The organism is Sutterella faecalis, assembly GCF_006337085.1.
Taxonomy (GTDB): Bacteria; Pseudomonadota; Gammaproteobacteria; order Burkholderiales; family Burkholderiaceae_F; genus Sutterella; species Sutterella faecalis.
On the sequence record NZ_CP040882.1, the window covers coordinates 2,242,954 to 2,268,616 of the forward strand.

At 56.1% G+C, this 25,663-nt stretch carries 25 protein-coding genes and 1 tRNA gene; 10 read left to right on the forward strand and 16 right to left on the reverse strand.

Features of this window, described 5'->3' with window-relative positions:
* Positions 1 to 10: 10 nt before the first annotated feature.
* From FG381_RS09495 to thiM, 4 genes are read right to left on the reverse strand one after another with little or no spacing between them, the layout of a single operon-like run.
* Complete coding sequence (locus FG381_RS09495; protein ID WP_139688575.1) at positions 11 to 1,399, reverse strand: DUF2868 domain-containing protein; 1,389 nt, start codon at positions 1,397 to 1,399, stop codon at positions 11 to 13.
* Positions 1,400 to 1,452: 53 nt separating this feature from the next.
* Positions 1,453 to 3,114 (reverse strand): phosphoethanolamine transferase, encoded by a 1,662-nt coding sequence (locus FG381_RS09500; protein ID WP_139688576.1) that lies wholly within the window; start codon positions 3,112 to 3,114, stop codon positions 1,453 to 1,455.
* The gene (thiE, locus tag FG381_RS09505) at positions 3,111 to 3,752 is read right to left on the reverse strand and encodes a thiamine phosphate synthase (protein WP_139688577.1); all 642 of its coding nucleotides are present in this window, start codon (positions 3,750 to 3,752) and stop codon (positions 3,111 to 3,113) included. The genes FG381_RS09500 and thiE overlap by 4 nt, the downstream gene beginning before the upstream one ends.
* The gene (thiM, locus tag FG381_RS09510) at positions 3,752 to 4,552 is read right to left on the reverse strand and encodes a hydroxyethylthiazole kinase (RefSeq protein ID WP_139688578.1); all 801 of its coding nucleotides are present in this window, start codon (positions 4,550 to 4,552) and stop codon (positions 3,752 to 3,754) included. Before thiM ends, thiE begins: the two co-directional genes overlap by 1 nt.
* Before the next feature lie 142 nt (positions 4,553 to 4,694).
* Here thiM and lgt point away from each other — a divergent pair, with 142 nt between their 5' ends.
* Positions 4,695 to 5,495, forward strand: coding sequence for a prolipoprotein diacylglyceryl transferase (gene lgt, locus FG381_RS09515; RefSeq protein WP_139688579.1), 801 nt, complete (start codon positions 4,695 to 4,697; stop codon positions 5,493 to 5,495).
* Positions 5,496 to 5,576: 81 nt separating this feature from the next.
* Here the strand turns inward: lgt and FG381_RS09520 are convergent, their stop codons facing one another.
* From FG381_RS09520 to FG381_RS09540, 5 genes are all read right to left on the reverse strand, one after another.
* Positions 5,577 to 6,392, reverse strand: a complete 816-nt coding sequence (locus FG381_RS09520; RefSeq protein WP_139688580.1) for a sulfite exporter TauE/SafE family protein — start codon at positions 6,390 to 6,392, stop codon at positions 5,577 to 5,579.
* A 55-nt stretch (positions 6,393 to 6,447) separates the two neighbouring features.
* Entirely contained in the window at positions 6,448 to 6,954 is a 507-nt protein-coding gene (locus FG381_RS09525; RefSeq protein ID WP_139688581.1) for an EVE domain-containing protein, read from the reverse strand.
* 340 nt (positions 6,955 to 7,294) lie between these two features.
* Positions 7,295 to 7,690: a cell division protein ZapA gene (locus tag FG381_RS09530; protein WP_139688582.1), complete on the reverse strand. Its 396-nt coding sequence runs from the start codon at positions 7,688 to 7,690 to the stop codon at positions 7,295 to 7,297.
* A 20-nt stretch (positions 7,691 to 7,710) separates the two neighbouring features.
* Positions 7,711 to 7,914 carry a hypothetical protein gene (locus tag FG381_RS09535; protein ID WP_226960224.1) on the reverse strand — a complete coding sequence of 68 codons (204 nt, stop codon included), beginning with the start codon at positions 7,912 to 7,914 and terminating at the stop codon, positions 7,711 to 7,713.
* On the reverse strand, positions 7,850 to 8,419 hold the full coding sequence (locus FG381_RS09540) for an outer membrane protein assembly factor BamE (protein WP_139688584.1): 570 nt from the start codon (positions 8,417 to 8,419) through the stop codon (positions 7,850 to 7,852). The genes FG381_RS09535 and FG381_RS09540 overlap by 65 nt, the downstream gene beginning before the upstream one ends.
* Before the next feature lie 114 nt (positions 8,420 to 8,533).
* Between FG381_RS09540 and fur the strand changes: the two genes are divergently transcribed.
* Positions 8,534 to 8,992 carry a ferric iron uptake transcriptional regulator gene (fur, locus tag FG381_RS09545; RefSeq protein WP_174857863.1) on the forward strand — a complete coding sequence of 153 codons (459 nt, stop codon included), beginning with the start codon at positions 8,534 to 8,536 and terminating at the stop codon, positions 8,990 to 8,992.
* A 126-nt stretch (positions 8,993 to 9,118) separates the two neighbouring features.
* Here fur and FG381_RS09550 read toward each other — a convergent pair.
* From FG381_RS09550 to FG381_RS09560, 3 genes are all read right to left on the reverse strand, one after another.
* Positions 9,119 to 9,193, reverse strand: a tRNA-Val gene (locus FG381_RS09550).
* An 88-nt stretch (positions 9,194 to 9,281) separates the two neighbouring features.
* Positions 9,282 to 9,755, reverse strand: a complete 474-nt coding sequence (rnhA, locus tag FG381_RS09555) for a ribonuclease HI (protein WP_139688586.1) — start codon at positions 9,753 to 9,755, stop codon at positions 9,282 to 9,284.
* Positions 9,755 to 10,528, reverse strand: a complete 774-nt coding sequence (locus FG381_RS09560) for a class I SAM-dependent methyltransferase (RefSeq protein ID WP_139688587.1) — start codon at positions 10,526 to 10,528, stop codon at positions 9,755 to 9,757. Before FG381_RS09560 ends, rnhA begins: the two co-directional genes overlap by 1 nt.
* Positions 10,529 to 10,734: 206 nt before the next feature.
* On the opposite strand from FG381_RS09560, the gene FG381_RS09565 reads away from it, so the two are divergent.
* From FG381_RS09565 to recN, 5 genes are all read left to right on the forward strand, one after another.
* Complete coding sequence (locus FG381_RS09565) at positions 10,735 to 12,786, forward strand: lytic transglycosylase (RefSeq protein WP_226960226.1); 2,052 nt, start codon at positions 10,735 to 10,737, stop codon at positions 12,784 to 12,786.
* Between the two features lie 134 nt (positions 12,787 to 12,920).
* Positions 12,921 to 13,712, forward strand: a complete 792-nt coding sequence (gene fabI, locus FG381_RS09570; protein ID WP_139688589.1) for an enoyl-ACP reductase FabI — start codon at positions 12,921 to 12,923, stop codon at positions 13,710 to 13,712.
* Between the two features lie 102 nt (positions 13,713 to 13,814).
* The gene (locus tag FG381_RS09575; protein ID WP_139688590.1) at positions 13,815 to 14,576 is read left to right on the forward strand and encodes a glycosyltransferase family 2 protein; all 762 of its coding nucleotides are present in this window, start codon (positions 13,815 to 13,817) and stop codon (positions 14,574 to 14,576) included.
* Positions 14,576 to 15,484 (forward strand): NAD(+)/NADH kinase, encoded by a 909-nt coding sequence (locus FG381_RS09580; RefSeq protein ID WP_226960227.1) that lies wholly within the window; start codon positions 14,576 to 14,578, stop codon positions 15,482 to 15,484. The genes FG381_RS09575 and FG381_RS09580 overlap by 1 nt, the downstream gene beginning before the upstream one ends.
* A 27-nt stretch (positions 15,485 to 15,511) precedes the next feature.
* Positions 15,512 to 17,173, forward strand: a complete 1,662-nt coding sequence (gene recN, locus FG381_RS09585; RefSeq protein WP_139688591.1) for a DNA repair protein RecN — start codon at positions 15,512 to 15,514, stop codon at positions 17,171 to 17,173.
* Here recN and FG381_RS09590 read toward each other — a convergent pair.
* Positions 17,168 to 18,103: a glycosyltransferase family 9 protein gene (locus FG381_RS09590; protein ID WP_139688592.1), complete on the reverse strand. Its 936-nt coding sequence runs from the start codon at positions 18,101 to 18,103 to the stop codon at positions 17,168 to 17,170. The two genes, recN and FG381_RS09590, sit on opposite strands and share 6 nt — an antisense overlap.
* 13 nt (positions 18,104 to 18,116) lie before the next feature.
* Positions 18,117 to 19,121, reverse strand: coding sequence for a glycosyltransferase (locus tag FG381_RS09595; RefSeq protein ID WP_165697862.1), 1,005 nt, complete (start codon positions 19,119 to 19,121; stop codon positions 18,117 to 18,119).
* Positions 19,122 to 19,272: 151 nt separating this feature from the next.
* On the opposite strand from FG381_RS09595, the gene msbA reads away from it, so the two are divergent.
* Together msbA and FG381_RS09605 are read left to right on the forward strand one after the other, a co-directional pair.
* Positions 19,273 to 21,033: a lipid A export permease/ATP-binding protein MsbA gene (msbA, locus tag FG381_RS09600; RefSeq protein ID WP_226960228.1), complete on the forward strand. Its 1,761-nt coding sequence runs from the start codon at positions 19,273 to 19,275 to the stop codon at positions 21,031 to 21,033.
* Between the two features lie 77 nt (positions 21,034 to 21,110).
* Complete coding sequence (locus tag FG381_RS09605; protein ID WP_226960229.1) at positions 21,111 to 22,061, forward strand: DMT family transporter; 951 nt, start codon at positions 21,111 to 21,113, stop codon at positions 22,059 to 22,061.
* On the opposite strand, the gene FG381_RS09610 is transcribed toward FG381_RS09605, so the two are convergent.
* Together FG381_RS09610 and rfbB are read right to left on the reverse strand one after the other, a co-directional pair.
* Positions 22,047 to 23,111, reverse strand: coding sequence for a glycosyltransferase family 9 protein (locus tag FG381_RS09610; RefSeq protein ID WP_139688594.1), 1,065 nt, complete (start codon positions 23,109 to 23,111; stop codon positions 22,047 to 22,049). The genes FG381_RS09605 and FG381_RS09610 overlap by 15 nt on opposite strands.
* Positions 23,112 to 23,113: 2 nt before the next feature.
* Positions 23,114 to 24,127 (reverse strand): dTDP-glucose 4,6-dehydratase, encoded by a 1,014-nt coding sequence (rfbB, locus tag FG381_RS09615; protein ID WP_139688595.1) that lies wholly within the window; start codon positions 24,125 to 24,127, stop codon positions 23,114 to 23,116.
* 77 nt (positions 24,128 to 24,204) lie between these two features.
* Between rfbB and rng the strand changes: the two genes are divergently transcribed.
* Positions 24,205 to 25,662, forward strand: a complete 1,458-nt coding sequence (rng, locus tag FG381_RS09620) for a ribonuclease G (RefSeq protein ID WP_139688596.1) — start codon at positions 24,205 to 24,207, stop codon at positions 25,660 to 25,662.
* The last annotated feature ends 1 nt before the right edge of the window (position 25,663 follow it).

Consider the following 25,663-nt stretch of genomic DNA (forward strand, 5'->3'; position numbering starts at 1 on the left):
TCCCGCGGCTTTACGCCGCCGGGGCGAGTCCTGTGATGCGAAGCTGCACGCCGTTTTCGGAAGCGAAATGTTCCCAGAGCGCACGACGGGACTGCAGTCTTTCGGGGGTCTCTGAAAAGCGAGTCGAAAGCAGCGAGAAGTCGAGCGCGAGTTCCACATTGGGCGAGCGGCTCGTGAGCGCATGAATTAATGCGCCGTGAACTTCTTCTTCCGGAGTTGCTGTCGGGTCAAGTATGAGAAGAACGCGGTCGCCGGGAGAGATGTCTGCATCAGAAAGCGTCGTAAAGTCCGGCGCTTCCCAAGGATTGACGATCAGTTTGCGGAAAGGACCGTCGATTTCAGGAAGCGCCCTGTCGGAAGCGTCGGTAACGACAAAGGTTTTTATCGTTCGCTGCTTTCCATCCTGAAGAAGGCGGTCGAGTTCGCCGGCATCAATGGGGACCCGAAGGCGTCTGGCTTCTTTTCCGGCTCGCCAGAGACACGCAGCGGCAAATGCCGCCCGGGGAAGGATGATGAGAATAAAGAGGCTCCAGATCATGCGTGCGAGCCAATCTGCTCCCGGCGCACTGCCCCCGGCAGCCAGATTCATGGCGCTCAGCGCATCTTCTCCCGGAAGCGCAGAAATGCCGGGGAGAAGCGACGGGAGCCATCCGTAAAGGGCGTTAAGCAGCTTCGCGATGATGTCCGGTCGATCGGCAAACCATGTGCTTTCCCAACCTGCGCTGTAGGCGGTGCCAATGCCGCGTACGAGGAGGCTCATCGTCAGTCCCACGCCGAAGGCAAGCGCCGCGAGATGGAGCACAGCCCGGAAGCGCCAGGCGAGTTCCGGTACCTTAAGCGTCATCCAGCATTTCAAAAATTCGCTTGCATAGGGCTTCATCCGGATTCTGAACCGGGGAAGCGCTGAGAAGCTCCTGGCTGCAACGAAGGAAAGTCCCGAATCCATGCTGCCGGCTCTGAAGAAAGAGATGAGCGCAATCAGCATGACGACTGCGTTCCAAAGCAGGATGCCGAGGTACGGGGGCGAGAGCAGATTGAGCGTCGCCCCGGAGCTTGCGAGCTGATCGGCGACTGCGCCGGTGAAGAAGCCCAAAAAAATGACGATGCTCGCAGTTCCTTTAAGCGCCATCGTCGGAGCAGACGGCAGGCGTGGAAGCGCAATCCCGGCGTCTTCATCCTTCGCGCGCGCAATGAGCAGTTTGGCGCGCGTCAGAAGAAAATCTTCAGGAGTCGCCTGGTCGCCCGCAACGGAACGTGCGTCGAGCGATAGCGCTCTCAGCTTTTCTTGAGGCCATGCGTCTCTGGAGGTCGACTCGAGCGCCCGGGCAAAGAGAATGGTTTCGGCATCCTTCGGCGTCAGCCGAAGAATCCTGATGGATGAGGCGGAAGACTCGGTCATTGATGTGGACCTGGAAAGGATGGAACTGCCCGTTCGATTGTATAGACGAGGCGCTAGTTTTCCGAGGGCGGCAGTTCCGGGTCTTCAGCGGAGATTGCGGGGCGACGCCAGCGGTAATCTTTGGAAGCAAAGTTTTCGGCTGGATTTTCCAGCGACCAGTGAATGCCGGCGAGTGATAGAAGCAGCGGACTCAACCCATCCGCACGGAACGGACGCCGGGTTGGAATGCGAGGGGCATCGTCCGACGACCAGAAAAGAAGCGGGATGCGAAAGCCGGCAGGCGTCCTGGGCGAATGTCCGGCGCGGTTGATGTAATCCCCTGTTTCCTGACCGTGGTCGGAAAGGAAGAGCCAGTCGGTAGGATTGCCGGATAGAAGTGCATTCTCCCGCGTGAGCGTCAGGAGTTGAGAAAGCACTTCATCCTGGTAGCGCATGGCGGCATCATATTGATCACGGGCAATCATGACCCAAGGGTATCGTTCCAGGTTCTTCAGCTGCTCGGAAACGCGGTCATTTCCCCAGTCGGGAGCAAATGATGCGGGGTAGCGGAGCGCATAGTGCGGATGAGCGCCGATCAGGTGGAGAACGATGAGTTTCCTTGGGGCGGGATCCTGAAGCGCTTCGGCAAAGGGTGCAAGGACGCTCTCGTCGAGCGAAACGCTGGTGCGTCCGCTCATGCGGTTCAGAAAGACCGGCTTGTCTGCCCATCCGGCATAACGGGCGTTGATGGCAATGTCATCCTGATTGCTGATCCAATGGATTCGCCAGCCGGCGGCATGGAAGAAGGCAAAAAGATTTCCGGAATCCATTCCGTCCCGGAGTTCTCCGGCTTCCCTCAGCGCAATTCCTCTTTCGTCGAGCGGGAACGTGAACATGGAGTGAAAGGCTCCGACTGTTGCCGCATCCACAGACCATGCTGAAGGGAATACCTGGAGGCGGCGATCGGCACGGGCGAACGCCTCGAGTTTCGGCGTGGTCCTGCGCGCGTAGCCGTAAAGACTCCAGTTATTGCGCGTCGTGCTTTCGCCGACAACGAGCACAAGCGTTTGAGGAGCGTTTTCCGTACGCGTGATGAGTTCCCGTGCGAGAGAAAGCTCTCGGGATCTTTCTGCCTTTGCGTTTTTCCACTCACTCTGGAGCGTGCTGATGGTCTCCTGCCAATGAGGCCAGAACCAGATGGGATAGTGGGATCGCCAGGAAGACTTGGCAAAACTCAGAATGGCGGCAGCCGTCAAAAGGAGAAGAAGAATTCGCCAGCTGATTCGAAGCGAGCGCCGCGCTAACGGCTCTCCGGCACGGCAGCGAAGGAGCAGATAAATTCCCAGGGCACAGACGCTGACGGCAAGGCCTCCCCAGAGAAGAAGTTCTCTCCAGAGCGTTTTTGCAAACTCAAGAGTTTCCCGGGTACTGGTGTTGGCAACGGCCTCGAGGACGAAGGTCGACATCGGCTCTGCCGTATAGACGTGCCTCAGGAAAAGGCGAACGCCTGCGTCTGCGCATGCAAGAACGATTCCCAGCGAGGCAATGAGAATCGCGGGCTTCTCGAAGCGGCTACCTAAGGTAGCAAGCCTGATGCCGATAAAAGGAATAATGAAAACGGTGAGCTGAAGACCGCGCTTGACGTCTCCGGTTGCAACATAAAGCAGTGCGACGAGAAGAATCAGGGCGACGACGGCAAGCGCGGTTCGCCCTGAAGGGGACAAAAGCGCTTTCAATGCTGAATTCCGCAACGGTAGGCCTGAAGGAGATTGCGGGCAGCAAGCTCGACATCGGGTTGGCCGCAGAGGGCGGAAATGACGGCGATGCCGTCGGCACCGGCCGCGCCGATCTGGGGAGCGTTCTCTTTGGTGATGCCGCCGATCGCGACGCAGGGATGACGGGCTTCCGCGAGAACTTCCTGAAGCCCGGCAATGCCGATGGCAGCTCCTGCGTCCGCTTTGGAGCGGGTGGAAAAGACCGGTCCGACGCCGTAGTAGTCAACAAGCTCGGGACGCGTGCCGCGCAGCTCCATGAGATTCCCGGCCGAAAGTCCGAGGATTTTGTCGGGGCTGATGAGGCGTCTTGCGTCTTCGGCGGAGAGATCCTCCTGCCCCACATGGAGGCCCTCAGCTCCGGAAGCCAGCATGACGTCCGCATGATCGTCAATGATGAGCGGGATGCCCTTAGGCGCAAGAATCGTTCTGAGCGCACGCGCGGCTTCCGTCATGCGGCGCTTTTTCCACTGGGGCGCACGAAGCTGCACGATCGTGACGCCGCCCGCAACTGCAGCGCGGGCGGTTTCCATCAGGCCGCCAGAACGCTCGCTCTGGTCCGGGTCAAGGACAAGGTAGAGACTCAGATCAAAACGCGGCATCAGAGCGATTCTCCGAGGAAGTCCTGAGGCTCTATGGCATAAAGAGCATCGAGGTATTCGTCGTGGAAGCTCCCCGGTCCCTTTGCGTGCTTCCCTGCAATGAAGGCCGCGCGCTTGGCGAGCGCGCAGGCGGAAATCGCGGCCGTGACGGGATCTTTTTCGGCGGCGCAGAAGGCAGCGGTGAGCGCAGAAAGCGAGCAGCCGGTGCCGACGACGAGCGTGGTCATGACGTTTCCGCCCGAGACGGAAAGGATTCGTTCGCCATCCGTTGCGTAGTCGGTTTCGCCCGTCACGCAGACGACGGAACCCGTGCTGCGGGAGAGCTCCACCGCAGCATTGACGGCGCTTGCGCTCGAATCCGTACTGTCGACTCCCTTGCCGCCCTTGCCTGCGCCCTGTAACGCAAGAATTTCGCTCGCGTTTCCGCGGATCACTGTGGGGTGAAGCGCAATCAGCTTTCGGATCTCACTGTCGCGCCAGGGGATAACGCCTGCGGCAACCGGGTCGAGCACCCAGGGCACGTGGTGCTCCCGGGCTGCTTGGGCGGAGAGCTGCATGCTTCTCAGCCGTTCGGGCACAGGCGTCCCGACATTGACGAGAAGAGCACCGGCGATGCCGGCGAAATAGGGCGCTTCCTCTTCGGCTACGACCATCGCCGGCGAAGCGCCGGCGGCAAGAAGCACGTTTGCCGTGATTTCCTGCACGACATCATTCGTGAGGCAGTGTACAAGCGGTCGAAGCTGACGAAGTTTCTCAAGCGCCTCAGAAGCGGCGCGCGGACAAAGCGGAGTGATCTGCATCTTCGTAAACAAGAAAAAGCCCGGGGGCTTAACGGAGTGAACAGTATCACACGAGCGAAGGCAGGAGACGGTTGCAGGATGGAGGAGTCAGATCTTTAGAATGACGCTCTTCGCCACAACCGCTCTTCAATGAGTTTTTGAGATGCTGATTCATCCTCAGTTCGACCCCATTGCGATTTCTGTCGGTCCGCTTGCCGTGCATTGGTACGGCCTGATGTATCTCCTCGGGTTTCTCGCCTTCTGGCTTTTGGGGCGGCGCCGGGCGGATGATCCCTGGCGCGGCATTACGCGCGACGACGTGGAGAACCTCCTTTTCTGGGGCGTATTCGGCGTCGTCCTCGGCGGGCGGCTGGGCTACTGCCTTTTTTATCAGCCGGACTATTACCTCTCGCACCCTCTTGATGTCATCAAGATGTGGCAGGGCGGAATGAGCGCGCACGGCGGATTGATCGGCGTCCTCATCGTGATGGGGATTTACGGGCGCGTGCGCGGCATGGGATTCTGGCGCGTGGCGGACTTTGTCGCTCCTCTGGTGCCGATCGGGCTCTTCTTCGGCCGCATCGGAAACTTCATCAACGGCGAGCTCTGGGGACGCCCGGCAGCAGCGGATCTTCCCTGGGCCATGGTCTTTCCACAGGCTCAGGACGGCGGTATTCCGCGGCATCCTTCGCAGCTCTATGAAGCCGGGCTCGAAGGTCTTGCTCTTTTCCTGCTCCTCTGGCTTTATTCCAGGAAGCCCAGGCCGCTCGCCCGAACCGGCGCACTCTTTGCGATCGGCTACAGCGTGGCGAGGTTTGCGTGTGAATTTTCCCGCGAGCCCGATGCATTCCTGGGGCTTCAGGCGCTCGGACTCTCGCGGGGTCAGTGGCTTACGCTCCCGCTTCTCATCTGCGGCATTGCCGTGTGGGTATGGGCGGGCCGAAAAAGCAATAAGGCTTCCTGATTAAGCCCGAAATCAAAAAAACATAAAAAAGGGTGCTTCCGAAACCGGAGCACCCTTTTTTCCGACATGAGGGAGGCTCAATCAGAGCGAGCTGATGGCCTTCCAGAGCATGTAGGAGGCGAGCACGAAGAGCATGCAGGCGAAGATGCGCTTCAGAGGCTTCGTGTCGGTCGCATGCGCAACCTTGGCGCCGAGAGGCGCAAAGAAGACGCTCGTTGCAGCGACGCAGATGAGCGCCGGGAGGTGGATGTAGCCGATCGTATAAGGCCAGCCGGGGAGTCCCGTCAGGCCCCAGCCGCTGATGATGTAGCCGATGGTGCCCGCAAATGCAATCGGGAAGCCGAATGCGGCGGAGGTGCCCACGGCGTTATGCATCTTGACGTTGCACCACGTCATGAAGGGGACGGAAATGAAGCCGCCGCCCGCACCCACGAGTGCGGAAATCACGCCGATCACGGTGCCGGCACCGAACATGCCGGCCGTTCCCGGAAGATGACGCGAGGGTGTGGGCTTGGTGTTGAGGAACATCTTCGCGGCGGAGAAGTAGACGAAGACCGCAAAAATCATCGCGACCCAGAAGGTCGGGAGCGCACCGGAAATCTGGGCGCCCAGGAGGCCGCCCACCAGGATGCCGGGGGCCATCGCAAAGACGACGTTCCAGAGGACGGCGCCGCGCTTCGCATGCGCGCGCACGGAGGAGAGCGACGTAAAGAGAATCGTGCCCATGGAAGTGGCAATGGCTACGTGAACAATGTGTTCAATGGGGATGCCCGCATAGGCCAGGAGCAGCGTGAGGAACGGCGTCAGAACCATGCCTCCGCCGATTCCGAGAAGACCGGCGAGAAAGCCCGTGCAGCAGCCGAGGGCGGCTAAAGCAAGAATGATCTGGATGGACATGGATGGATCCTTTGAGGGTAAAGGTCTTAAAGCGTCAGTGCGTTGTTGTCGTTTTTTAAAGGGACGCAAGATTTTCGGTGATGAAGCGGAATTCCGCTTTTGTCACCGGCGTGATCGAGAGCCGGTTGCCGCGCCGCAGTATCACCATGTCGGAGAGTTCAGGGTGGGTGCGCAGTTCGGCAATCGGAATAACTGGAATCTTAACGAGTCCTTCCACATCCACGGCGATCCACCTTGGGGAATCCGGCGTGCTTTTGGGGTCAAAGTACTCGCTTGTTTTATCGAATTGACAGGCGTCCGGATAAGGACCTGATGCGATGCGGGCAATGCCGGCGATGCCGGGATTGGGGCAGCTCGAGTGGTAAAAGAGTACGGCGTCTCCTGGCTTCATGGCATCGCGCATGAAGTTTCTCGCCTGATAGTTTCTGACGCCGAACCATGAAACCTTATGGTCCGGGGCGGCGAGCGCATCGTCGATCGAGCATTCGCCGGGTTCGCTCTTCATGAGCCAGAAGTTTTCGGCCTGCCTGATGAGCGCTTCAATGTTCTCTTTTGCGGACATTCTCTGCTCTTGGGAAAGCAGAAAGGGCAGCCTCAGAAAAGACTGCCCTTTCTCGAAAAAGGATGCCTGCTGCGGGGCGGGGCTACGTATCCTGAACCGAGAGTTCAGGGCGGTCGGCTCCGGAGCGGAACGGGCTGGACACGGCGTGACCGGCACTCTATCGGCTCTCGAGTAGGCCAACCTATTGCGCATGGCATTGGTTCTAGGTACCTTGGAGCCCTGATGCTTTGCCGCTGCAGGCTTGAAATCATTGTACCTGCTTCGCACCGTCTGTAAAGGGGCGGAAACGTAAAGAACCGTCCTGATGCGAAGCGGCAAAAATGAGTTTCAAAATGCTTCTTCAGAAAAGCGAGCCGATGGTTCCGATCTTGACGTCGCGGTAGAGCGCATCCTCGCAGAGCCGGCAAAGCGCGCGAATCTCCTTAAGCGCCTCAGCGTCTTCCGAGGCCTGGGCAGGCTGCGCTGCCGGTGCCGGCTGAGCGGCGTCGGGCGTCTGAGCAGGCGCCGCTGCGGGATTCCCGTCCTTGGCCTCGTCTTCTTTCTTCTTCGATTCGTAGGCGAATTCGAGCGCCGTCAGTACGGCAATCTGGTCGTTCGCGATGACGCGGCCTGCAGCGCGGACGGTCTGCATCTGCTCGTCCACCTGGCGGGCGCAGTCCTTGAGGAGCTCCTCCTCGCCGCTCGAGACGGCAAGGCGGTAGTCGCGATCAAAAATGGTGACGGTGACTTCAGACATGTCGAATGACTCCCCGGGCTTCAGGCATTGCCGCCGTCGCGAAGCTGCGACAGAAAAGCGTCGAGCTTGCGCTTCATTTCATGAATCTGCTCGCGGCTGTGCTTCAGTTCCGCATCGCGCGCTTCGAGCTGATTGGCAAGCTGAATGCGCGCGTCGCGCTCACTCTGCAGCCGGTTGATGAGCTGCGTTATCAGGGCTCTGAGCCTCTCGAGTTCCTGTTTCATTGGCATCTGTTGTCGAAGGAGAAGAATTGGGTTGTGCGGGCGGAATGATGGTCTTCGGAGGACGCGGCTCAAAGGAGCGGATGGTCCCGAGAATCAGCTGGTCCGCCTGCTGTTCGTCGGGCATCGGGTCGGATGTCCAGTGGTCGACGCGGCGGTCCGCGTTGAAGTAGACGCTCAGACGCCGGATCTGCTCGTCGCCGTCGCCGCGGCGCAGGTAGTAGACATAGTCCCAGCGGCCCTGGTGGAACTGATCCTGCACCAGCGGAACGCCGAGCAGGAACTGCACCTGTGCGTCCGTCATGCCTTTTTCGAGCTGAAGCGCCATTTCACTCGTGACCAGATTGCCCTGGTGGACATCGGCACGGTAAGGTTTCAGGAAGTAAGGCACGAAGTCAGTCGCGCTTTCCCAGGCACTCGATACCGTGTCGGTGACCGTGCTGCAGCCGGTAAGGCCAGCGGCGCCCGCAAGCGTGGTGCATAAAATGAGGAGATGTCGCTTGAACATAAACCGAATAAAATAAGAATTTCAGGCCGGGTTCTCAAATGAGCCCTGACCCCGTATGATAAAGAACTCAAAGAACTCAGACAGGGTAGCTTTGCCGTGAAGGAAGCAACACAGATGCAGCAGTCCGCCGACTTGAAGACCATGGGTCTCAAGGTTACGGTGCCTCGACTCAAAATTCTAGATTTATTTCAGAAGCTTTCTGAGTCGCAGGAAGCCGGCAAGCGCCATCTTTCTGCCGAAGAAGTCTACAAGCTTCTCCTGAATGAAAACAGCGATATCGGGCTCGCCACGGTTTACCGCGTGCTCACGCAGTTCGAAAACGCCGGCATTCTCGTGCGTCACGATTTCGACGAGGGCAGAGCGATTTATGAGCTCCAGGAAGGCCGTCACCACGATCATATCGTCTGCGTGCGCTGCGGCAAGGTCGAGGAGTTTGTCGATCCTGAGATCGAAAAGGCTCAGCGGCAGGTCTCTTCCCGCTTAGGGTATGAAATGACCGATCATTCGCTCGTTCTCTACGGCGTTTGCCACGACTGCCGCGAGAAGGAACGCAAGCGCAAGGAAGAAGTCTGAGATCCTGCGTCCCGCAGAAACTCAGAAATCCCGCAGGAGGAGCGCGCGAGCGCTCCTTCGTCATGTCTAAATCAGGGCAAAACAAAAGGCCCGCTACCTAGTGGGAGCAGGCCTTCTGAAGAATTCTGGTACGCGGTACTGGGATTGAACCAGTGACCCCTGCCGTGTGAAGGCAGTGCTCTACCCCTGAGCTAACCGCGCATTTGCGAGAAGCGAAATATTACCTGAAGAAAGGTCGTTTGCAAGGAAAAGTTCTGAACCATACCGTATTTACGGTACCTTTTCGATTTCAGGAACGCTTGGCCGGTCTTCTGCCGAGCGCAGCTTCCACGCCTAAATTAGCAAGCTGATCGGCTTTTTCATTGCCCGGGTTTCCTGCGTGGCCCTTTACCCAGCGCCATTCAATCTGGTGCTGCGAGGCGAGGCGATCGAGCTCCTGCCAGAGTTCAATATTCTTGATTTCACCCTTGCTTCCTTTCTTCCAGCCGCGCCGCTTCCAGTTGTGAATCCAGGTTGTGATGCCGTCCTTCACGTAGCTGCTGTCGGTGTGGATGATGATCGGGCAGGGCCGCTTCACGGCGGAGAGCGCGGAAATGACGGCAGTAAGCTCCATCTGGTTGTTCGTGGTGATCTTTGCGCCGTCGTAAAGTTCGAGGCGATGCTCTCCCCAGACGAGGAATGCGCCCCAGCCGCCGACGCCGGGATTGCCCTTGCAGGCGCCGTCGGTCCAGATTTCGAGCACTTTAGGCGAGGAATCAGCCATTAGAGTTTTTTCCCAAGAAGCGTGGAATGGGTTGTCGAAGATGCCGCAGGCACTCCGGGGGCAGGCATTTTACCCGGGAGCTTCTGCATTGATTCGCAGCTCACGATGCGGGGGCCGGGAAGGCGCTTTACGGCAGAGAGCAGGAAAAGGTTGGAAAACTGCGGCATCCAGCGGTCTCCCGCTTTATTGAGCCAGGACCAGGCATGAAGTCTCTTCAAGCTCCGGAAGCCGGGCGCATAAATGCCGAAAATTCCGCGGTCGACCTCAAGACCCAGAAGCGCGAGCCAGTCCTTCAGGCGGTAGAGCGATATCGGCACGAGCTCCGTCGGAAGGTAGGGCCTGCAGCCGAGCTTCACGGTCTGCTGCCTCAGCCACCAGAGGCCGAGCGAATTGAATGCCGTCAGGATGAGCCTTCCTTCGGGCTCCAGCACCCGCACCGCCTCGCGAAGGATTTGCTGCGGATTCGAAGCAAGATCCAGCGTATGCGGAAGCGTCACCAGATCCATGGATTCGTTCAGAATCGGGAGCTGCGACGGATCCGCCACAATCCGGTTGAGCGTGAATTTCGGGTCGCAAAGATTGCCCCGGGGGTCAATAAGCCAGTGCGCCTGCATGCGGTTTGCGGCGAGCGTATCGAGCTGGGGCATGCCGATCTGAAGCGCGCAGGAGCCGAAGACATCTGCCGTCAGCTCGCTGTAGGCTTTTTTCTCCCATTCAAGAAGAAGTTCGCCAGGAGCGGAAAGCAGGAAATCCTGAAAAGTGAGTGCGGGCATCAGAGTAGGCGGGAATAACAATTCGTTGCGTAATTTGGGGCAGTTCCCAAGAATCCTGAGCGGCTTCAGTCGAAGTCCGCATTCATGCAGGCATTAAGATTAATCGCTTATTGTCCTGATTTGTTTTTCCTCTCTTTCTTTTCAGCGCCATGCCTTCTGGTTTCCATGCCCTTCGCTCATTGACCCTTCTGGGCGCGCTCGTTTCATTGAGTTTTTCGACAGCGGCTGCGACAGATGAAACCATTCCTCCCGAGGAAGGTGCGGTGCAGGTAGAGGAGGCGGCAAGCGAAGCAGCGCTTTCGCGCGAATCCGACATTCCGGCGAACGTCTGGGCTCGCATTCGATCGGGCTTCGCTATTCCTAATCTCAATTCCGCGGCGGTAGATCGCTGGACGGATTTTTATGCGAAGGACCCGGACTATGTCCGGCGGATGGCCCTGCGCGCAAGCCGCTACCTCTACAACATCGTCGAGGAAGTCGAGGCAAGGCACCTTCCGACGGAACTTGCGCTCCTCCCTTTCGTGGAGAGCGCCTTCCAGCCTGAAGCCCTTTCTCGCGCGAAGGCTTCAGGTCTCTGGCAGTTTATGCCGGCAACGGGCAAAAACTACGCGCTGGAACAGAATCTCTGGCGAGATGATCGTCGGGACGTGCTCGAAAGCACCCGTGCGGCGCTTGATTATTTTGAATACCTTCACGGACTCTTCAACGACTGGCAGCTTGCGCTTGCGGCCTACAACTGGGGCGAAGGGAGCGTTCAGCGTGCAATTGCCCGAGCCAAGCGCCAGAAAATGCTCGCTGACTATGCGCACCTGAGGATGCCCCGGGAAACGGCCAACTACGTGCCGAAGCTCGAAGCCATCAAGCGCATTGTGAGCGATCCGGGAAAATACGGCATTGAACTTCCCGATGTCGGCAACGAACCCTTCTTTGTTCGCGTAACCAAGCCCCGAGACATTGATCTCAAGACGGCGGCGGAGCTTGCCGGCATGACGGAGGCGGATTTCCGGGCGTTGAATCCGAGCTTCAAGCTCCCGGTGATTGTGGCTTCTCACAACAACGTGATGCTGCTCCCGGCCGATCGTCTCGACTTTTTCGTGGACAATCTCGCGAGCTGGATGGATTCCGGGCAGCCTCTTTCGCACTGGACGACCTACCGTCTCCGGAGCGGCGAATCTCTGGCCGAAGTGGCCGAACGCTCCGGCATGACGGAGTCCTTCCTGCGCGAAGTGAACGGCATTCCGGAAGGGCGGAAGGTGCTCGAGAATTCGACGCTCCTCGTTCTCGCCGAAGGCGATGAGCAGGCGGATATTTCTGCGGAAGAGGCGGATGCAAGGCTTCGGCTTTCGCCCCTCACAACCTGGCGCCGGGTGACCTACCGCGTCAGAAGCGGCGATACGCTTTCCACCATTGCCCGGCGCTGGCATATCACGGTGAAGTCGATCGTTCAGGCCAACCGTCTGCGCTCCGACAGCCTGCGCGTCGGCCAGCGCCTTGTACTCACGGTTCCCAATGTGGCGCGCTCGCCTATTGTTGCGGCCTCGAAAACTTCTTCGAAGAGTCAGGCTTCGGGCGGTCATATTATTTATGCCGTGAGAAGTGGTGATTCACTCTTCAACATCGCCCGCCGCTATGGCGTTTCCGTCGATGACCTCAGAATGACGAACAGGCTTTCGGGGAACACCATTCGTGCGGGACAGCGCCTGCGCATTCCGAGAACGGGTGAAGCGAATGTGGAGCCTTCAAGCGTTATTTATACGGTCCGATCCGGAGATACGCTCTCGACAATCGCAGGGCGCTACGGTGTTTCCGTTACGAAGCTTCGTCGACTCAATCGACTTTCATCCTCGCGGCTTCAGGTTGGTCAGCGCCTGGAGATTCCTGAAGGGGATGAGCCCAGAGAGCCTCCGAAGCCGGTAACGGCTTCAAGCCCCAAGACAACGGAACACGTTGTCCGTTCCGGCGATACGCTCTCCGGCATCGCCGGGCGCTACGGCACGACCGTTGCCAAGCTCCGCTCTGCGAATGGTCTGCGTTCCAATCGACTCTCCGTCGGTCAGCGTCTGGTGATTCCGGCCACTGCCAGCCGATTGGATGCTCAAAAGAATGCCGCATCTGCGGATCGCGTCTACATCGTCCGTTCAGGCGATACGCTTTCAGCGATTGCGGCAGCGAACAGCACCTCCATCGCAGAACTGAAGCGCATAAACAACCTTCGAAACAATCGCCTCTCGGTGGGGCAGGAGTTGAAGCTCCCCTGACCGATTACAGCTCTTTATGGCGGATGAAGTCCTCATCCGCCTAAAATTAACAGCTTCAACATTGATTGTTTCCCGGCAGAGCATCTTTCTGCCGGAAGAAATTTCCTAACCAATATTTTTCCAAGAGATCCAGCATGGGCTTCCTCACCGGCAAGAAGATTCTGATCACGGGCGTGATTTCCAACCGTTCCATCGCCTACGGCATTGCTCAGGCCTGCCATCGTGAAGGCGCGGAACTTGCCTTCTCCTATTCGGACGAACGCTTCCGTGAGCGTCTTCAGGACTTCGCTGCGGAATTCGGCAGCGACATTGTTCTTCAGATTGATGTGTCGAAGGACGATCAGATTGATGCCGCGGTGAAGGCGCTGGAAGCAAAGTGGGGCTATCTCGACGGTTTTGTGCACTCGATCGGCTTTGCGCCCCGCGAAGCCATTGCCGGAGACTTCCTCGAAGGCATCTCGCGCGAAGCTTTCCGCGTTGCAATGGATATCTCCGCTTATTCCTATCCTGCGCTCGCGAAGGCTTTCCTTCCCCTCATGAAGGGGCGTCAGGCGTCGATCCTCTCGCTCACCTATCTTGGCGGCGAACGTGTCGTTCCCAACTACAACACGATGGGTCTTGCCAAGGCGGCGCTTGAATCCTCGACCCGCTATCTTGCCGTGAGCCTCGGCCGCGAAGGCATCCGCGCGAACGCCATTTCCGCCGGCCCCATCAAGACGCTTGCCGCCTCCGGCATCAAGGGCTTCTCAAAGCTCCTCCATGTGATGGAAAAGACAGCGCCTCTCGGCCGCACGGTGACGATTCAGGAAGTCGGCAATACGGCTGCCTTCCTGCTTTCGGATCTTTCGAGCGGCATTACGGGCGACATCGTCTACGTTGACGCGGGCTTCCACGCTGTGGCTGTGGGCGTCGTTGACGAAGAGTAATTGAGCGGCTGAAAGCGCTTCATTCGCCGACAGAGGAAGGCTCCGGAGCAATTCTCTGGGGCCTTTCATATATCAGAAAGGACAACTTGCAGAAGGTCTGAGATGAAAAAAGGAATTTCCATTGTTCTTATGACAAGAAATGAGGAAATTAACCTCGAGGCTTGTCTAAAAAGCTGCTCTTTTGCTGACGAAATTATTTTGATTGACGATGGAAGTACGGACAATACGCTCTCTATCGCTGAAAGATTCGGTGCAAAAATTTTTCATCGAGCCCTGAATGGGGATTGGGCGGCACAGCAGAATTTTGGCATCGCTCAGGCATCTGAGTACTGGGTGATGCTTATGGATGCAGATGAGCGGATCACACCGGATTTGGCAAGCAAATTAAAGCAGGCTGCCGAGGGGGAAGATGTCGCCTATCTTGTGCAAAGGCATAATAAATTTAAAAATATTAGTGTGACTCATGGTGCATTGCGCCCAGACTGGGTATGCCGGTTTGCACCCAGAACAAAGATTGAAATTTTTGGCCAGGTGCATCCTGAAATCCGTGTCGGGTGCCCTAAAAAACGTCTTCAGTCTGAAGGGTTGATTCATTATCCATACCGCACTTGGAAGCAATACATCAATAAGCTGAACCTCTATAGCGATCTGGCTGCGGATCGTTATTTATCTGAACAAAAGAGTGTTTACTTCCTAAGGGATGTCGTAGGCAGGCCGCTCTGGTCCTTTTTTAAGATCTACCTTCTTAACAGAGGATTCCTGGATGGAAAGGCGGGATTCATCTTCTCGGTTAATAATGCCGTTTATACGATGAATAAGTACGCTAAGTATTATTTTCTAAAACATTATTCCGGTGAACTCTGATGCACGACATGAAGAAGATCGGCGTATTCGTCAAGCCTACGGAAAGTCTTTGCGTTCCCCTTGAGCATATTGTCAAGGTGCTCTCTTCTCAGGGGTATGAAGTCCTGCTTGAAGAGCGTGCGGCTCAAACACTTGAAGGCCGGATGGCGTTTAGGGGACATGCGCGCAGAGAGCTCGGCGAACTTTGCGACGCGGCAGTTGTGCTTGGCGGAGACGGGACGATACTCGGGGTCGCGAGAGAGATCGCGGGCTGCGAATGTCCGCTCATCGGCGTTAATGCCGGGCGTCTCGGCTTTATTACCGACGTTGTGCTCGAGGACGTGGATACGGTGCTCCCGGCCATGCTTCGAGGGGAATGTTCGTCCGATCGCAGGCATCTCCTCGAGGGCGTTGTGCTTCGCAACGGAAAAGAGATTTGCCGCAATTCCGCAGTCAACGACATAGGCTTCAGCCATGGCCGTGCCGGCGGCATGGTGGATTTCATCATTTATGTAGACGGACGCCAGATGAGCAGTCAGTCTGCTGACGGCATTATTTGCTCGACTTCAACGGGATCCACGGCTTATGCGCTTGCTGCGGGCGGTCCTATTCTCCATCCTTCGCTTGAAGCCGTGCAGCTGGTGCCGGTTGCTCCGCATACGCTTTCGAACCGTCCGATTGTGCTCCCGGCCAATCTCAAAATCGAAATTGAGCTCGTGAGCGCCAGAGATGCTGTTGCCTATTTCGATATGCAGGAATTCTGCGACGTCATCCCGGGCGATGTGCTGAGGATCGAACAGTCATCGCGCACGATTGAAATTCTTCACCCGCTCAATTACGACTATTTCGAGCTGCTCCGCCGCAAGCTCAAGTGGAATTTCTCGCCGGCGAGCGTGCATAGGAAGGACTCTGCGGACCCTGCTCAGTAATCTCTTTTTCGGCCTGAGGGGCCCTTCATGCTCACAACGCTCAATCTCAAGGATTTCGTCATTGTTGATCAGCTTTCGCTTGATCTCTCTTCAGGCTTTACGGTGCTGACCGGCGAGACCGGTGCCGGCAAATCGATTCTGATTGACGCCATACAGCTCATCAGAGGCGGTCGAGGCGATGCGGATCTGGTGAGGCAGGGCTGTGAGCGAGCAAACATCATTGCGGAATTTTCCCTGGGTGATGCGTCCCGTCATTGGCTTGAGGAAAACGATCTTCTTGAAACCGGCGCGGGGAGTGTTCTGGTGCGTCGCGCCATTGACCGCAATGGGCGCTCCCGCGCATGGATTAACGGTATTTCCGTGACGCTCTCGCAGCTCAGGGAACTCGGGGATACGCTTGCCGACATCCAAGGGCAGCATGCGCACCAGCTCCTCCTGAAGCCTCAATGCCAGCTGAAGCTTCTGGACGCATACGCCGAGGATGCGGCGATTCTCGGCGAAGTTAAAAATGCGCATGCAGAGTGGAGCGCGGCTGCGCGCAGATTGGCAGAGGCCACTTCAGGGGCGGATATCCGTACCGCAAGGATTGAGCAGCTCAACTGGCTCCTTGAGGACCTGGATGCGCTTTCGCCTAAGAAGGGGGAATGGGAAGAACTCAATCAGGAACATTCACGGCTCGCACATGCCGTTTCCATTACAGAAGGGCTTAATGAGTCGATTGAATGGCTGACGCAGGGGGAAAATGCTGCGGGAGACCTGGTGACAAAGGCTCAGATGCGGGTTGACTCGCTTTCCGAATATGATGAGCGGCTCAAAAATATCAGCGAAACGCTGACGACTGCGGCCGAACTCATTGACGATGCTGCAGGCGACCTTGAGAACATCCTCGACCGTACGGATACGGATGGCGCGCGGTTTGAAAAGGTCGACAGGCGCGTGTCGCGCTACTTCAACCTGGCAAGGAAATACCGAACGGAACCCGAAGCGCTCTTCGAGTTGGAAGCCGAGAGCAGGAAGCGTCTGGAGGAGCTTAAGGGCGAAGAAAATCTTGAAGCGCTCCAGAAGGCTGAAGCGCTGGCGCGCAAAGCATACGATGCCAAGGCGAAGCTTCTTACCCAGGCGCGTCGCAGTGCAGCAGAGAAGTTTGCCCGGGCCGTTACAGAGGAAATGCAGCATCTTTCCATGAAGGGCGGCCGCTTTGAGGTGGCGTTGGAAGCGTGTGCGCCTTCAGAGCATGGCTCGGAAAAATGCGAATTTCTTATGGCCGGACACCCGGGGGTAGATGTGAGTCCGCTCGCCAAAGTTGCGTCCGGCGGCGAGCTTTCACGTATCGGACTCGCTATCTTTACGCTTTCCTCGCGCAATACCACAGTTCCAACGCTCATTTTCGACGAGGTGGACAGCGGCGTCGGCGGCGCAACCGGCGAAGTGGTCGGTCGAATGATGAAGAAGCTCGGGGAATCGCGTCAGGTGCTCTGCGTGACGCATCTTCCTCAGGTTGCCGCCTGCGGCGACCATCATCTCAAGGTCGAAAAAATATCTGATGGATTTGAGACGGTAAGCTACCTCAAGGAGCTTTTCGGACAGGCGCGTGTTGATGAGATAGCCCGCATGCTGGGCGGGCTTCTCATTACGCAGAAAACGAAAGTCCTTGCAGAGGAAATGGTGAAGTCGGGCGAAGCCTCATGACGCCAGTTTCTTGATGGCTGCCAGCACTTCTTCCAGCGTCGGCCAGGCGCCTTCCTTGCCGAGCACAATGGCCCTGGGGTTCCAGGGAGCCGTGCGGGAAGGATCCGTGACGCCGATCAGCGTGATCTGAGGAGCGCCGACAGCCGCCGCCACATGACTGAGACCCGAATCGTTCGCAATAACCATGCGGGAGCGCTTGGCAAGCGCGGCAAGCGTGCCGAGCGTTGTCGGCGGGCAGATCATGGCATCCGGACATGCGGCACGGGCTAAATCTGCCTCGCGCACTGACGGGAAGACGACGGGTTCAATGCCAAGATCTCTCAACGGTGTGCAGAGCGCATTGAAATGTTCCCAATGCTTCTTTTTGCCGTGATGAAGGCCGCGGGCAATAGGTGCAAGAAGCGCAAAATTTTCGGGGATCTTGAGTTCCTGCATCAGATTTCGTGCACCTGCCTCATGGCGCTTCAGCGGCGTCAGACCGAGAGACGGCGGAACCTTATCCCATGCGGGCTTGATGTCCCATGCTTCAAGAGCTCCGTGAGCCAGAGTGAAAAAGCGTTCGACCTCGTGCATTTTTCCGGGTTCGGGGACGGACTTGTCGAGGAATAGTCGACGCCAGTCGGTTGGATAACCGGCGCTTTTAATGCCACCCAACGCGTAGAGAAGTGCAGAACTTAAGGAATTTGGAAAAAGCAAACCTTTGGGTGCCGTACCGAAGTGCCGCGCAATATTACGGATGCGTGAAAAATCTTCAGTGACGTGACCTTCAATCGGTTCAAAGCGCCAGCCCGTCCCCGCAAGAAGATCCTCCGCCCAGCGCTTGCCGGTCAGAACTGGTGTGAGGCCACTTGCCTCCAGAAGCCTGAGGCCAGGCAGTGCCATGCAGCAGTCGCCGACATGATTGGGAAGTCTGCAAAGAATTTGGGTCATTTCGAAGTGAATCTCAAATTAAATGAGCTGCTGTCAGCACTCGCTTTGCATGCTCATATGGCGTGTACTGAGGGGATACCAACTGAGCAGCATTGCTGAGGCGATGCTTGTTCATGATTGCGTTCTGAATTGCAATGGTAATGCTGGAATCGGAGCTCGTATCCAGGATAATTTTGCCATCCGGTGCGATCACTTCATTGGAATACACGTTGGGGGTAAGGACAACTGGAGTTCCGGAAAAAACGCTTTCGACTGCGACAAGTCCAAAAGCTTCGTAGCGGGAAGCAAGGATCGTATAGTCCACAAGTTTATAGACACGTTCCATATCCTTGCGGAAGCCAATGTACTTAACGTTCCTTACCTCCTCTACGGGACGCCCGGCGACGAGGAGCGTAACAGGTAGTGCAGTGCTGCTGAAAAAGCGCTGGAGAATGTCCATCCCTTTGACGTATTGACTGCCCGCAGAGGGAATCAGAAAAACAGTGTGATCTTTAGGAACTCCAAACGCCTCTCTAAAAGATTGAATTTCAGCTGCGGTGGCGGGTTCTGCATTGAAACGGGTTCCATCAATCGGCGGGTAAACAGTCTGCACCTTCTCTTTAGAGATGCCGTATAGATCACAAATTTCGCGGCTCATGCCATCAGAATGAGCAATAACGAGTTGACTTTGCTGATAGCACTTTGATTCAAGCGCAATCATTTTTTTGTCGAAAAATGAAGTTTTTTTACCTATGCCTCTTAGGTAACCAATATGGGTTCCGCCGCAAAACGAAATCGTAGCGCCAGGGTAACGATTGGTCGATAGGATTGCGTCGAATTGCCGATGCTTCATTAATGAATCGAGGCGAAAGTTGAAATAGTAGTCTCGTAACTTTGTAGGAAGCAACTTGCAGTTGATGACAACGGATTCGAATCGCAGATTTTGGCAGACAGAAGGGTCAATTTTCTTGGTAAAAATGGTTGGATGAATACCTAGGGAGTTAAGACCTTCTATGAGGTCAAGGATGTAGCGACCCATGCCACCATCCAGACGTATTGACTGGCAGGCGATTGCAAGCGACAGATCCGATTTCATTTTTCTTCGTAAGGAGTGATGGGAGAGTATTTGACTCAGAGGTCTAAGCTGATATAGCTAGTATCATGACGCATCTACAAGCATAATCGTCACTATGAAACTTGAAACTACCATACCGATTTTAGGTAACCCTCAGCTCATGAGGCTCTTCCAGTACCTGCCTCCCTATAAGGGCTACATAATCGGTGCTGCCGTATGCATGATCCTTGGGGGTGGTGCATCTTCATTGATTGCCCTTGTGCTCGGGAAGCTCACGGACATGGGGTTTTATCAACAAGATCCAATTGTTCTTTATCTTGCCCCGCTCGCGCTGATAGGTATTTCGGTTCTTCATGGTGGAACACAATATTTCAGCCAGTTCCTGCTTGTACGTGCGTCACAGGGTGTTCTGCTGGAAATTAGAACCCTCATGTTCGATCGAATGCTTAGATGGGGTGACGAGCTCTTTCTTAAATATCGTTGTGGGGAAGTTCAGGCGAAGTTCATCAATGAAGCGGCTACGGCACTTTCAAGTGCTGCATCAGTGATGACAACGATCATCCGTGACTGCATACAGATTGTCTGTCTCCTTGCCGTGCTGATCTGGCACAACTGGCTGCTGACGATTGTCACTTTCGTGACAGGTCCGCTTCTTTACCTCATTCTGCGGTGGGTCACCAAGCACATCAAACGCTTGACTTCTAGACAGCAGAAAAGTTTTGGCAAGCTGATCGGGACGATTCAGGAAACTTACAACGGTGAGCGCGTTGTAAAGATTTATAACGGCTATGAATATGAGCGTCAGCGCTTTCGCGCAGTAAATGAGCTTCTCAAGGATCTGACGCTTAAAACACAACAGATTAAGGCCGCAGGGACTCCGCTGACTCAGCTTGTATCTATGTGCGGAGTCTCCATTGTTGTTGTGTTCGCTTTGCTCCAGGCTCAGGCTGGGTTGCTGACTATGGGGGAATTCACAACATTCCTCTCTGCCATGCTTCTCCTGCTCCCCCCCATCAAGCATCTTTCCAATGTGATGGGCTCAACGGCCGCCATGACAGCTGCCGCAGAAAGTCTTTTCAAGATGGTTGATGAGATACCGGAGAAAGATGAAGGGACGCAGGACGTTAAGCGCATTCAGGGGGAGGTTATCTTCGATCATGTAGGCTTTACGTATCCAGGTGCAGAAAAGGCGACAGTTACTAACTTCACCCTGGACGTGAAGCCTGGTGAAATGATCGCTCTTGTGGGGTCATCCGGTGCCGGTAAATCCACGCTCATCAACCTGATTCCGAGATTTTGGAATCCGACAGAGGGCGAGATTTACTTTGATGGTATTCCGCAGAAGGAACTTACCCTTGAAAGTCTGAGGCGGCAGATTGCTTTGGTGAGTCAGGATGTTGTGATTTTTGACGATACCATCGCAAACAACATTGCCTACGGTTGCAAAGATTCCGTGACGCGTGAGCAGATAGAGGCCGCGGCAGAAGCTGCTGCGCTGACGGATTTTCTTAAGACCTTACCCGATGGACTTGACACACAGGTTGGTGCCAACGGCAGCATGCTGTCGGGTGGTCAGCGTCAGCGCCTTTCCATTGCGCGAGCTTTCCTCAAAAATGCTCCCGTGCTGCTTCTTGACGAAGCCACCAGTGCACTGGATACGGAGAGCGAAAAGCATATTCAGAAGTCGCTCGATACGCTTCTCAAAGGGCGTACGTCTTTTGTGGTTGCTCATCGACTCTCGACGATCATCAATGCAGACCGCATTGTGGTCATGCGTGACGGCGGCATTGCCGAGATCGGCAGTCACGAAGAGCTCCTTGAGCGTCAGGGGTTCTACCATCATCTCTACACGATTCAGTTCAGCAGAAGCAGCTGACGAAAAGAACGGGTAATGTTCGAAGGGCGTGCTTTAAGAGGTGCGCCTTTTTCTTTTACGGGATCCTAGAAAAAATCATGATGCTGACCGGTTTTATATACGGTGTTGCCGCCTGCGCGCTCTGGGGACTGGTCTACATGATCCCGCTCTGGCTTGCCGCTTATGATCCCCTGTTGATCGCACTGGCGCGCTACACCATCTTCGGAGCCTTGTCGACGGCTCTGCTCTTCTTCAACCTGCGGTATGTGCGTCAGATGACAGCGGGCGACTGGTGGAGTGCGATCGCTCTGGGAGTCATCGGCAACCTCTTTTTCTACTGGCTTTTGGCTTCAGCCGTTCAACTAGCCGGTGCTCCAATTGCCGGAGCCTTCACTGCCGTTATTCCCATCAGCGTGGCAATCGTTGCGAATCTCTCAGCAGCCCGCGTCGGACATGGGGTTGCCTGGGGGAAGCTTGTCCTTCCGCTTTCAGTGGTTGGAGCCGGAATGGTATGTCTCAACTGGACCGAGTTTGCATACTTTCTTCAGACATCGTCAGAGCCGCCTTCAGGCTTCTGGCTTGGCGTCTTCTATGCCTTTCTCAGCCTGCTTGTCTGGACCTGGTATCCCTTAAGCAATGCAGAATGGCTCATTCGGCACCGAGGCAAGATGTCTCCGATGTTCTGGACGGCCGCTCAGGGAGCAGGAGCACTCCCTGCATCACTGGTAGGTCTTATCTGGTATGTCTGGAATGATGGCGGAATCATGCATGCACTTGGCGAGACCCCGGAAAAGTTTGCAGCGGGCGTTGTTTTTCTGGGATTGGTCTGCTCATGGCTCGCGATTTGCTTCTGGAATGCCATGAGTCAGCGCCTGCCGAGGGCGTTGGGCGGACAGATGATTATTTTTGAAACGATCTTTGCCGTCATCTATGCGCACATCATGCGGGAACAAATGCCGACGGCACTCATGAGCATCGGCATGGTATTGCTCCTCGTTGGCGTGTTCATGTCCGTTCGTGTTTTCCAGCACCATTCAAAGAACATTTGAAAGTACTCTCCAGACCTTTTCGGCTGGAATGCTCTGCATGCAGCGGGAAAGTTCCGGGGGTGTGAAATGCGCGCACAGATGGTTATGACTCCGGCAGCCGCCGCAAGGTTCAGGGTTATCTCGACGGACAATGGTGGTGTTGCCAATTGTCTGCAAGTCAAGCTTGTTGTTGAAATTATGCGGAAGGCCTGATTGAGGGGCTGGTCCCCAGGTTTCCACGGATGTGGGACCAAAAAGCGCAATGCATGGAGTGCCTGTGGCTGCGGCTATATGCGTAGTAGCGGTATCTACGCCTACATAAGCCCGCGCTTCCCGGATAGCTCTGCCGGTTTGTCCAAAAGACGCTCTTCCTGCGATAACACAGAGTTTTTCTTGAGGGAGATCTTCTGTAATTGACTGAATGTATTTTTTTTCAGTTTCGCTAGGGCCACCTGTGAGGCAGATTCCATATCCGGCATTGATGGTTTCCTGCAGCAACTTTTTCCAACCTGAAATGGACCAGTTTTTATCCTGATAGCGGGAGCAGGGATGACAGGCAATGTAGGGCCCCAGTCGGGCCAGCTCATTGCGCAGGTCACCGGAGAGTTCCGCATCAGGCGCTACAGGACGAATAACAGCGTTGGCTCCGATCACGGGTTCAGCGAGCGAGGAAAGAATGTCGAGCATGTGACCAGGAGCCGGTCGCGTGAAATTTGTAATGAGCATACGAATCCAAAGGTCGGAACTTTTCCCTGCAGTGGGCGGCATGATCTGATGTTTGGCGCTCGCCCAGCAGTAAAGCGTCGCTCGAGTGTTGTTCATGCGGGACAGCGCCCAGTCATAGCTGTTCCATGACCGGATGTGATCAAGCGCCTGCCGGAATTTATTGGGATGGTGCTCAACGCCGATGACGTTGTCGATGGCAGAAATGCCTTCAAGAATTCCTCGATTGTCCTTGAAGGTAAGAAGGTCAACCTGAGCGTCCGGGAGCTTCTCCTTTATCGCCGGAGCAAGCGCTGCTGCAAGAAGGCAGTCGCCGAGATAACGCAGGGACACGATCAGGATTTTCATTTTTATGGTTCCTTACCTTGCAGGGAGAAGTGAGCAAGATACCAGTGAAGCGTGGCATCCAGGCCAGTGGAGAACTCTACCAATGGCTTCCAGCCGAGCGCCCGGCGAAGCTTTCCGGCATTGAGTCCATATCGAACATCATGGCCCGGACGATCGGAGACATGCCGGATGAGTTCAGCATAAGACCCCTGAGGGCTGGGCTTCAGCTCGTCAAGGCGAGTGCAGATGCGCTCGATGTATTCGAGATTCGTGCGTTCGTTGCTTGCGCCCACGTTGTAGATTTCCCCCGGGATTCCTTTTTCGAGAATCAGCGTGATTGCACGACAGAAGTCTGAAACATGGATCCAGTCGCGGATCTGAAGGCCGCTTCCGTAAACGGGTATCGGTTCGCCGGAGAGCGCTTTTTTAATCACGCTGGGCGTGAGCTTCTCGGGGTACTGACGCGGCCCATAGTTGTTCGTGCAGCGTACGGTGATGACGGGCATCCCATATGTCCGGGCATAGGCGCGGCCGAGCTGGTCCTGCGCAGCCTTGCTGGCCGAATAGGGGCTGCTCGGGTCAAAAGGCGTTTCTTCAACGGCGGGCGGAGCTTCCTTCGTCAGGAATCCATAGACCTCATCCGTTGAAATGTTGATGAAGCGGAAAGCGGTGCGCTCATCCTCGCTCAATGAATCTTTGTAGCGGCGGGCGGCTTCAAGGAGCGTGGCCGTACCGAGCACATTGGTTTCAATGAAGATCTTTGGGCCGGAAATCGAGCGGTCCACGTGACTTTCCGCCGCAAAGTGAATAACGGCTCTTGGATGAAAGCGGTCGAAAGCTTCAGCAACTGCATCAGTGTCGGCAACATTCCCGAGGACAAAGCGGTAGCGCGGGTCGCCTTTGACAGAATTCAGGTTCTCAAGATTCCCGGCGTAGGTGAGCGCATCAAAGTTCACCACAGGCTCCTGATGATGCTGAAGCCACTCGAGAATGAAGTTTGAGCCGATAAAGCCGGCTCCGCCGGTAATGAGGATCATGCAGGATGTCGGGCGCCTATAGAATGAGCGCAACAGTGAAAATCAAGGGGCGCTTCTATTAAAGCGCTGGAGAATACGTGGAACAAATCCTTATCAACAGCTCCCGCGAGGAAGCGCGAGTTGCCATTTTAGAGGACGGCATCCTGAAGGACATCCTCGTTGAGCGCATGTGCGCACGGGGCCTCGTAGGAAACGTCTATTACGGTCAGGTAGTCCGCGTGCTTCCTGGCATGCAGAGCGCCTTTCTGAATGTTGGGCTTGAGCGCACGGCTTTCCTTCATATTGCAGAGATTGAAGGGGCGCGCACCGAAACCGGAACGCTTCGCCCGATCGAAACGCTTCTTCATGAGGGGCAGCGCCTGATGGTGCAGGTCGCGAAGGACCCGATCGGAACGAAGGGCGCGAGGCTCACGACAACGATTTCGCTCGCTGGCAGAAAGCTTGTTTATCTGCCTAACGACACGCACATCGGCGTCTCTCAGCGCATCGATGACGAAGCGCTTCGCGAACGGCTTCGGGAAGAAGTGACTGCACTTCGTCCCCCGGAAGAAAAAGGCGGCTACATTGTGCGCACGAGCGCTGAGGAAGGCGCGACGGAAGAAGAGTTCCGCACGGACATGACCTACCTTGCGCACCTCTGGAAGGAAATTCAGCAGAAGGCGCGCGAAGCGAAGGGGCCGAAGCTCCTCTATCAGGATCTCACGCTTTCGCAAAGGGTGCTTCGTGACCTCGTGCATGAGGAAACTGCTTCGATTGAGGTGGATGAGCGAAGCGAATTCAAGGCCCTCCAGGCATTTGCCCGACAGTTTGTTCCCACAGCGGCGGAAAAGCTTCATTTCTATGAAGGCGAGACGCCCCTCTTTGAGCTCTACGGCATTGACGCGGAGCTCGAGAAGGCGCTCGGCCGCCGGGTGGACCTTAAGAGCGGCGGCTATCTCGTTTTCGACCAGACCGAGGCAATGACGACGATCGACGTCAATACCGGCGCCTACGTGGGAAAACGCGACTTCAGCGATACGGTTTTTAAAACCAATCTCGAGGCGGCGCAGGTCATTGCACGGCAGCTGAGGCTCAGGAACCTGGGCGGCATCATCATCGTCGACTTCATCGATATGGCGAAGGATGAGCACCGTGAGGCAGTTTTGAGCGAACTGCGGCGTGCGGTCGCGCACGACCGCACCAAGATGACCGTGAGCGGCTTCAATGAGCTTGGGCTCGTAGCCATGACCAGAAAGCGCACGCGGGAATCGCTCGCGCATGTGCTCTGCGAAACCTGCCCGATTTGCGGGGGACGCGGCGAAATCAAGACGGCAAGGACGGTTTGCTATGAGATCCTCCGCGAGATCGTGAGGCTTTCGAAGCAATATAAAGACATGAAGGAATATCGGATTCTTGCCAGTCAGACGGTTATTGACCTGCTCCTCGAAGAGGAATCCCAGGCGCTCGAACTCCTTCAGCAGTCGGTTGAAAGACCTATTCTTCTCGAGGTGGAAGCCGCCTATTCGCAGGAAGAGTGGGACGTGATCCTCGCGTAAG

Bases quoted from the DNA above. Each gene is read 5' to 3' on its own strand.
- FG381_RS09495 (WP_139688575.1), bottom strand. From the start codon at position 1,399: ATGACCGAGTCTTCCGCCTCATCCATCAGGATTCTTCGGCTGACGCCG.
- thiE (WP_139688577.1), bottom strand. From the start codon at position 3,752: ATGCCGCGTTTTGATCTGAGTCTCTACCTTGTCCTTGACCCGGACCAG.
- thiM (WP_139688578.1), bottom strand. From the start codon at position 4,552: ATGCAGATCACTCCGCTTTGTCCGCGCGCCGCTTCTGAGGCGCTTGAG.
- lgt (WP_139688579.1), top strand. From the start codon at position 4,695: ATGCTGATTCATCCTCAGTTCGACCCCATTGCGATTTCTGTCGGTCCG.
- FG381_RS09520 (WP_139688580.1), bottom strand. From the start codon at position 6,392: ATGTCCATCCAGATCATTCTTGCTTTAGCCGCCCTCGGCTGCTGCACG.
- FG381_RS09525 (WP_139688581.1), bottom strand. From the start codon at position 6,954: ATGTCCGCAAAAGAGAACATTGAAGCGCTCATCAGGCAGGCCGAAAAC.
- FG381_RS09530 (WP_139688582.1), bottom strand. From the start codon at position 7,690: ATGTCTGAAGTCACCGTCACCATTTTTGATCGCGACTACCGCCTTGCC.
- FG381_RS09535 (WP_226960224.1), bottom strand. From the start codon at position 7,914: ATGAAACAGGAACTCGAGAGGCTCAGAGCCCTGATAACGCAGCTCATC.
- FG381_RS09540 (WP_139688584.1), bottom strand. From the start codon at position 8,419: ATGTTCAAGCGACATCTCCTCATTTTATGCACCACGCTTGCGGGCGCC.
- fur (WP_174857863.1), top strand. From the start codon at position 8,534: ATGCAGCAGTCCGCCGACTTGAAGACCATGGGTCTCAAGGTTACGGTG.
- rnhA (WP_139688586.1), bottom strand. From the start codon at position 9,755: ATGGCTGATTCCTCGCCTAAAGTGCTCGAAATCTGGACCGACGGCGCC.
- FG381_RS09560 (WP_139688587.1), bottom strand. From the start codon at position 10,528: ATGCCCGCACTCACTTTTCAGGATTTCCTGCTTTCCGCTCCTGGCGAA.
- fabI (WP_139688589.1), top strand. From the start codon at position 12,921: ATGGGCTTCCTCACCGGCAAGAAGATTCTGATCACGGGCGTGATTTCC.
- FG381_RS09575 (WP_139688590.1), top strand. From the start codon at position 13,815: ATGAAAAAAGGAATTTCCATTGTTCTTATGACAAGAAATGAGGAAATT.
- FG381_RS09580 (WP_226960227.1), top strand. From the start codon at position 14,576: ATGCACGACATGAAGAAGATCGGCGTATTCGTCAAGCCTACGGAAAGT.
- recN (WP_139688591.1), top strand. From the start codon at position 15,512: ATGCTCACAACGCTCAATCTCAAGGATTTCGTCATTGTTGATCAGCTT.
- FG381_RS09590 (WP_139688592.1), bottom strand. From the start codon at position 18,103: ATGACCCAAATTCTTTGCAGACTTCCCAATCATGTCGGCGACTGCTGC.
- FG381_RS09595 (WP_165697862.1), bottom strand. From the start codon at position 19,121: ATGGGTCGCTACATCCTTGACCTCATAGAAGGTCTTAACTCCCTAGGT.
- msbA (WP_226960228.1), top strand. From the start codon at position 19,273: ATGAAACTTGAAACTACCATACCGATTTTAGGTAACCCTCAGCTCATG.
- FG381_RS09605 (WP_226960229.1), top strand. From the start codon at position 21,111: ATGATGCTGACCGGTTTTATATACGGTGTTGCCGCCTGCGCGCTCTGG.
- FG381_RS09610 (WP_139688594.1), bottom strand. From the start codon at position 23,111: ATGAAAATCCTGATCGTGTCCCTGCGTTATCTCGGCGACTGCCTTCTT.
- rfbB (WP_139688595.1), bottom strand. From the start codon at position 24,127: ATGATCCTCATTACCGGCGGAGCCGGCTTTATCGGCTCAAACTTCATT.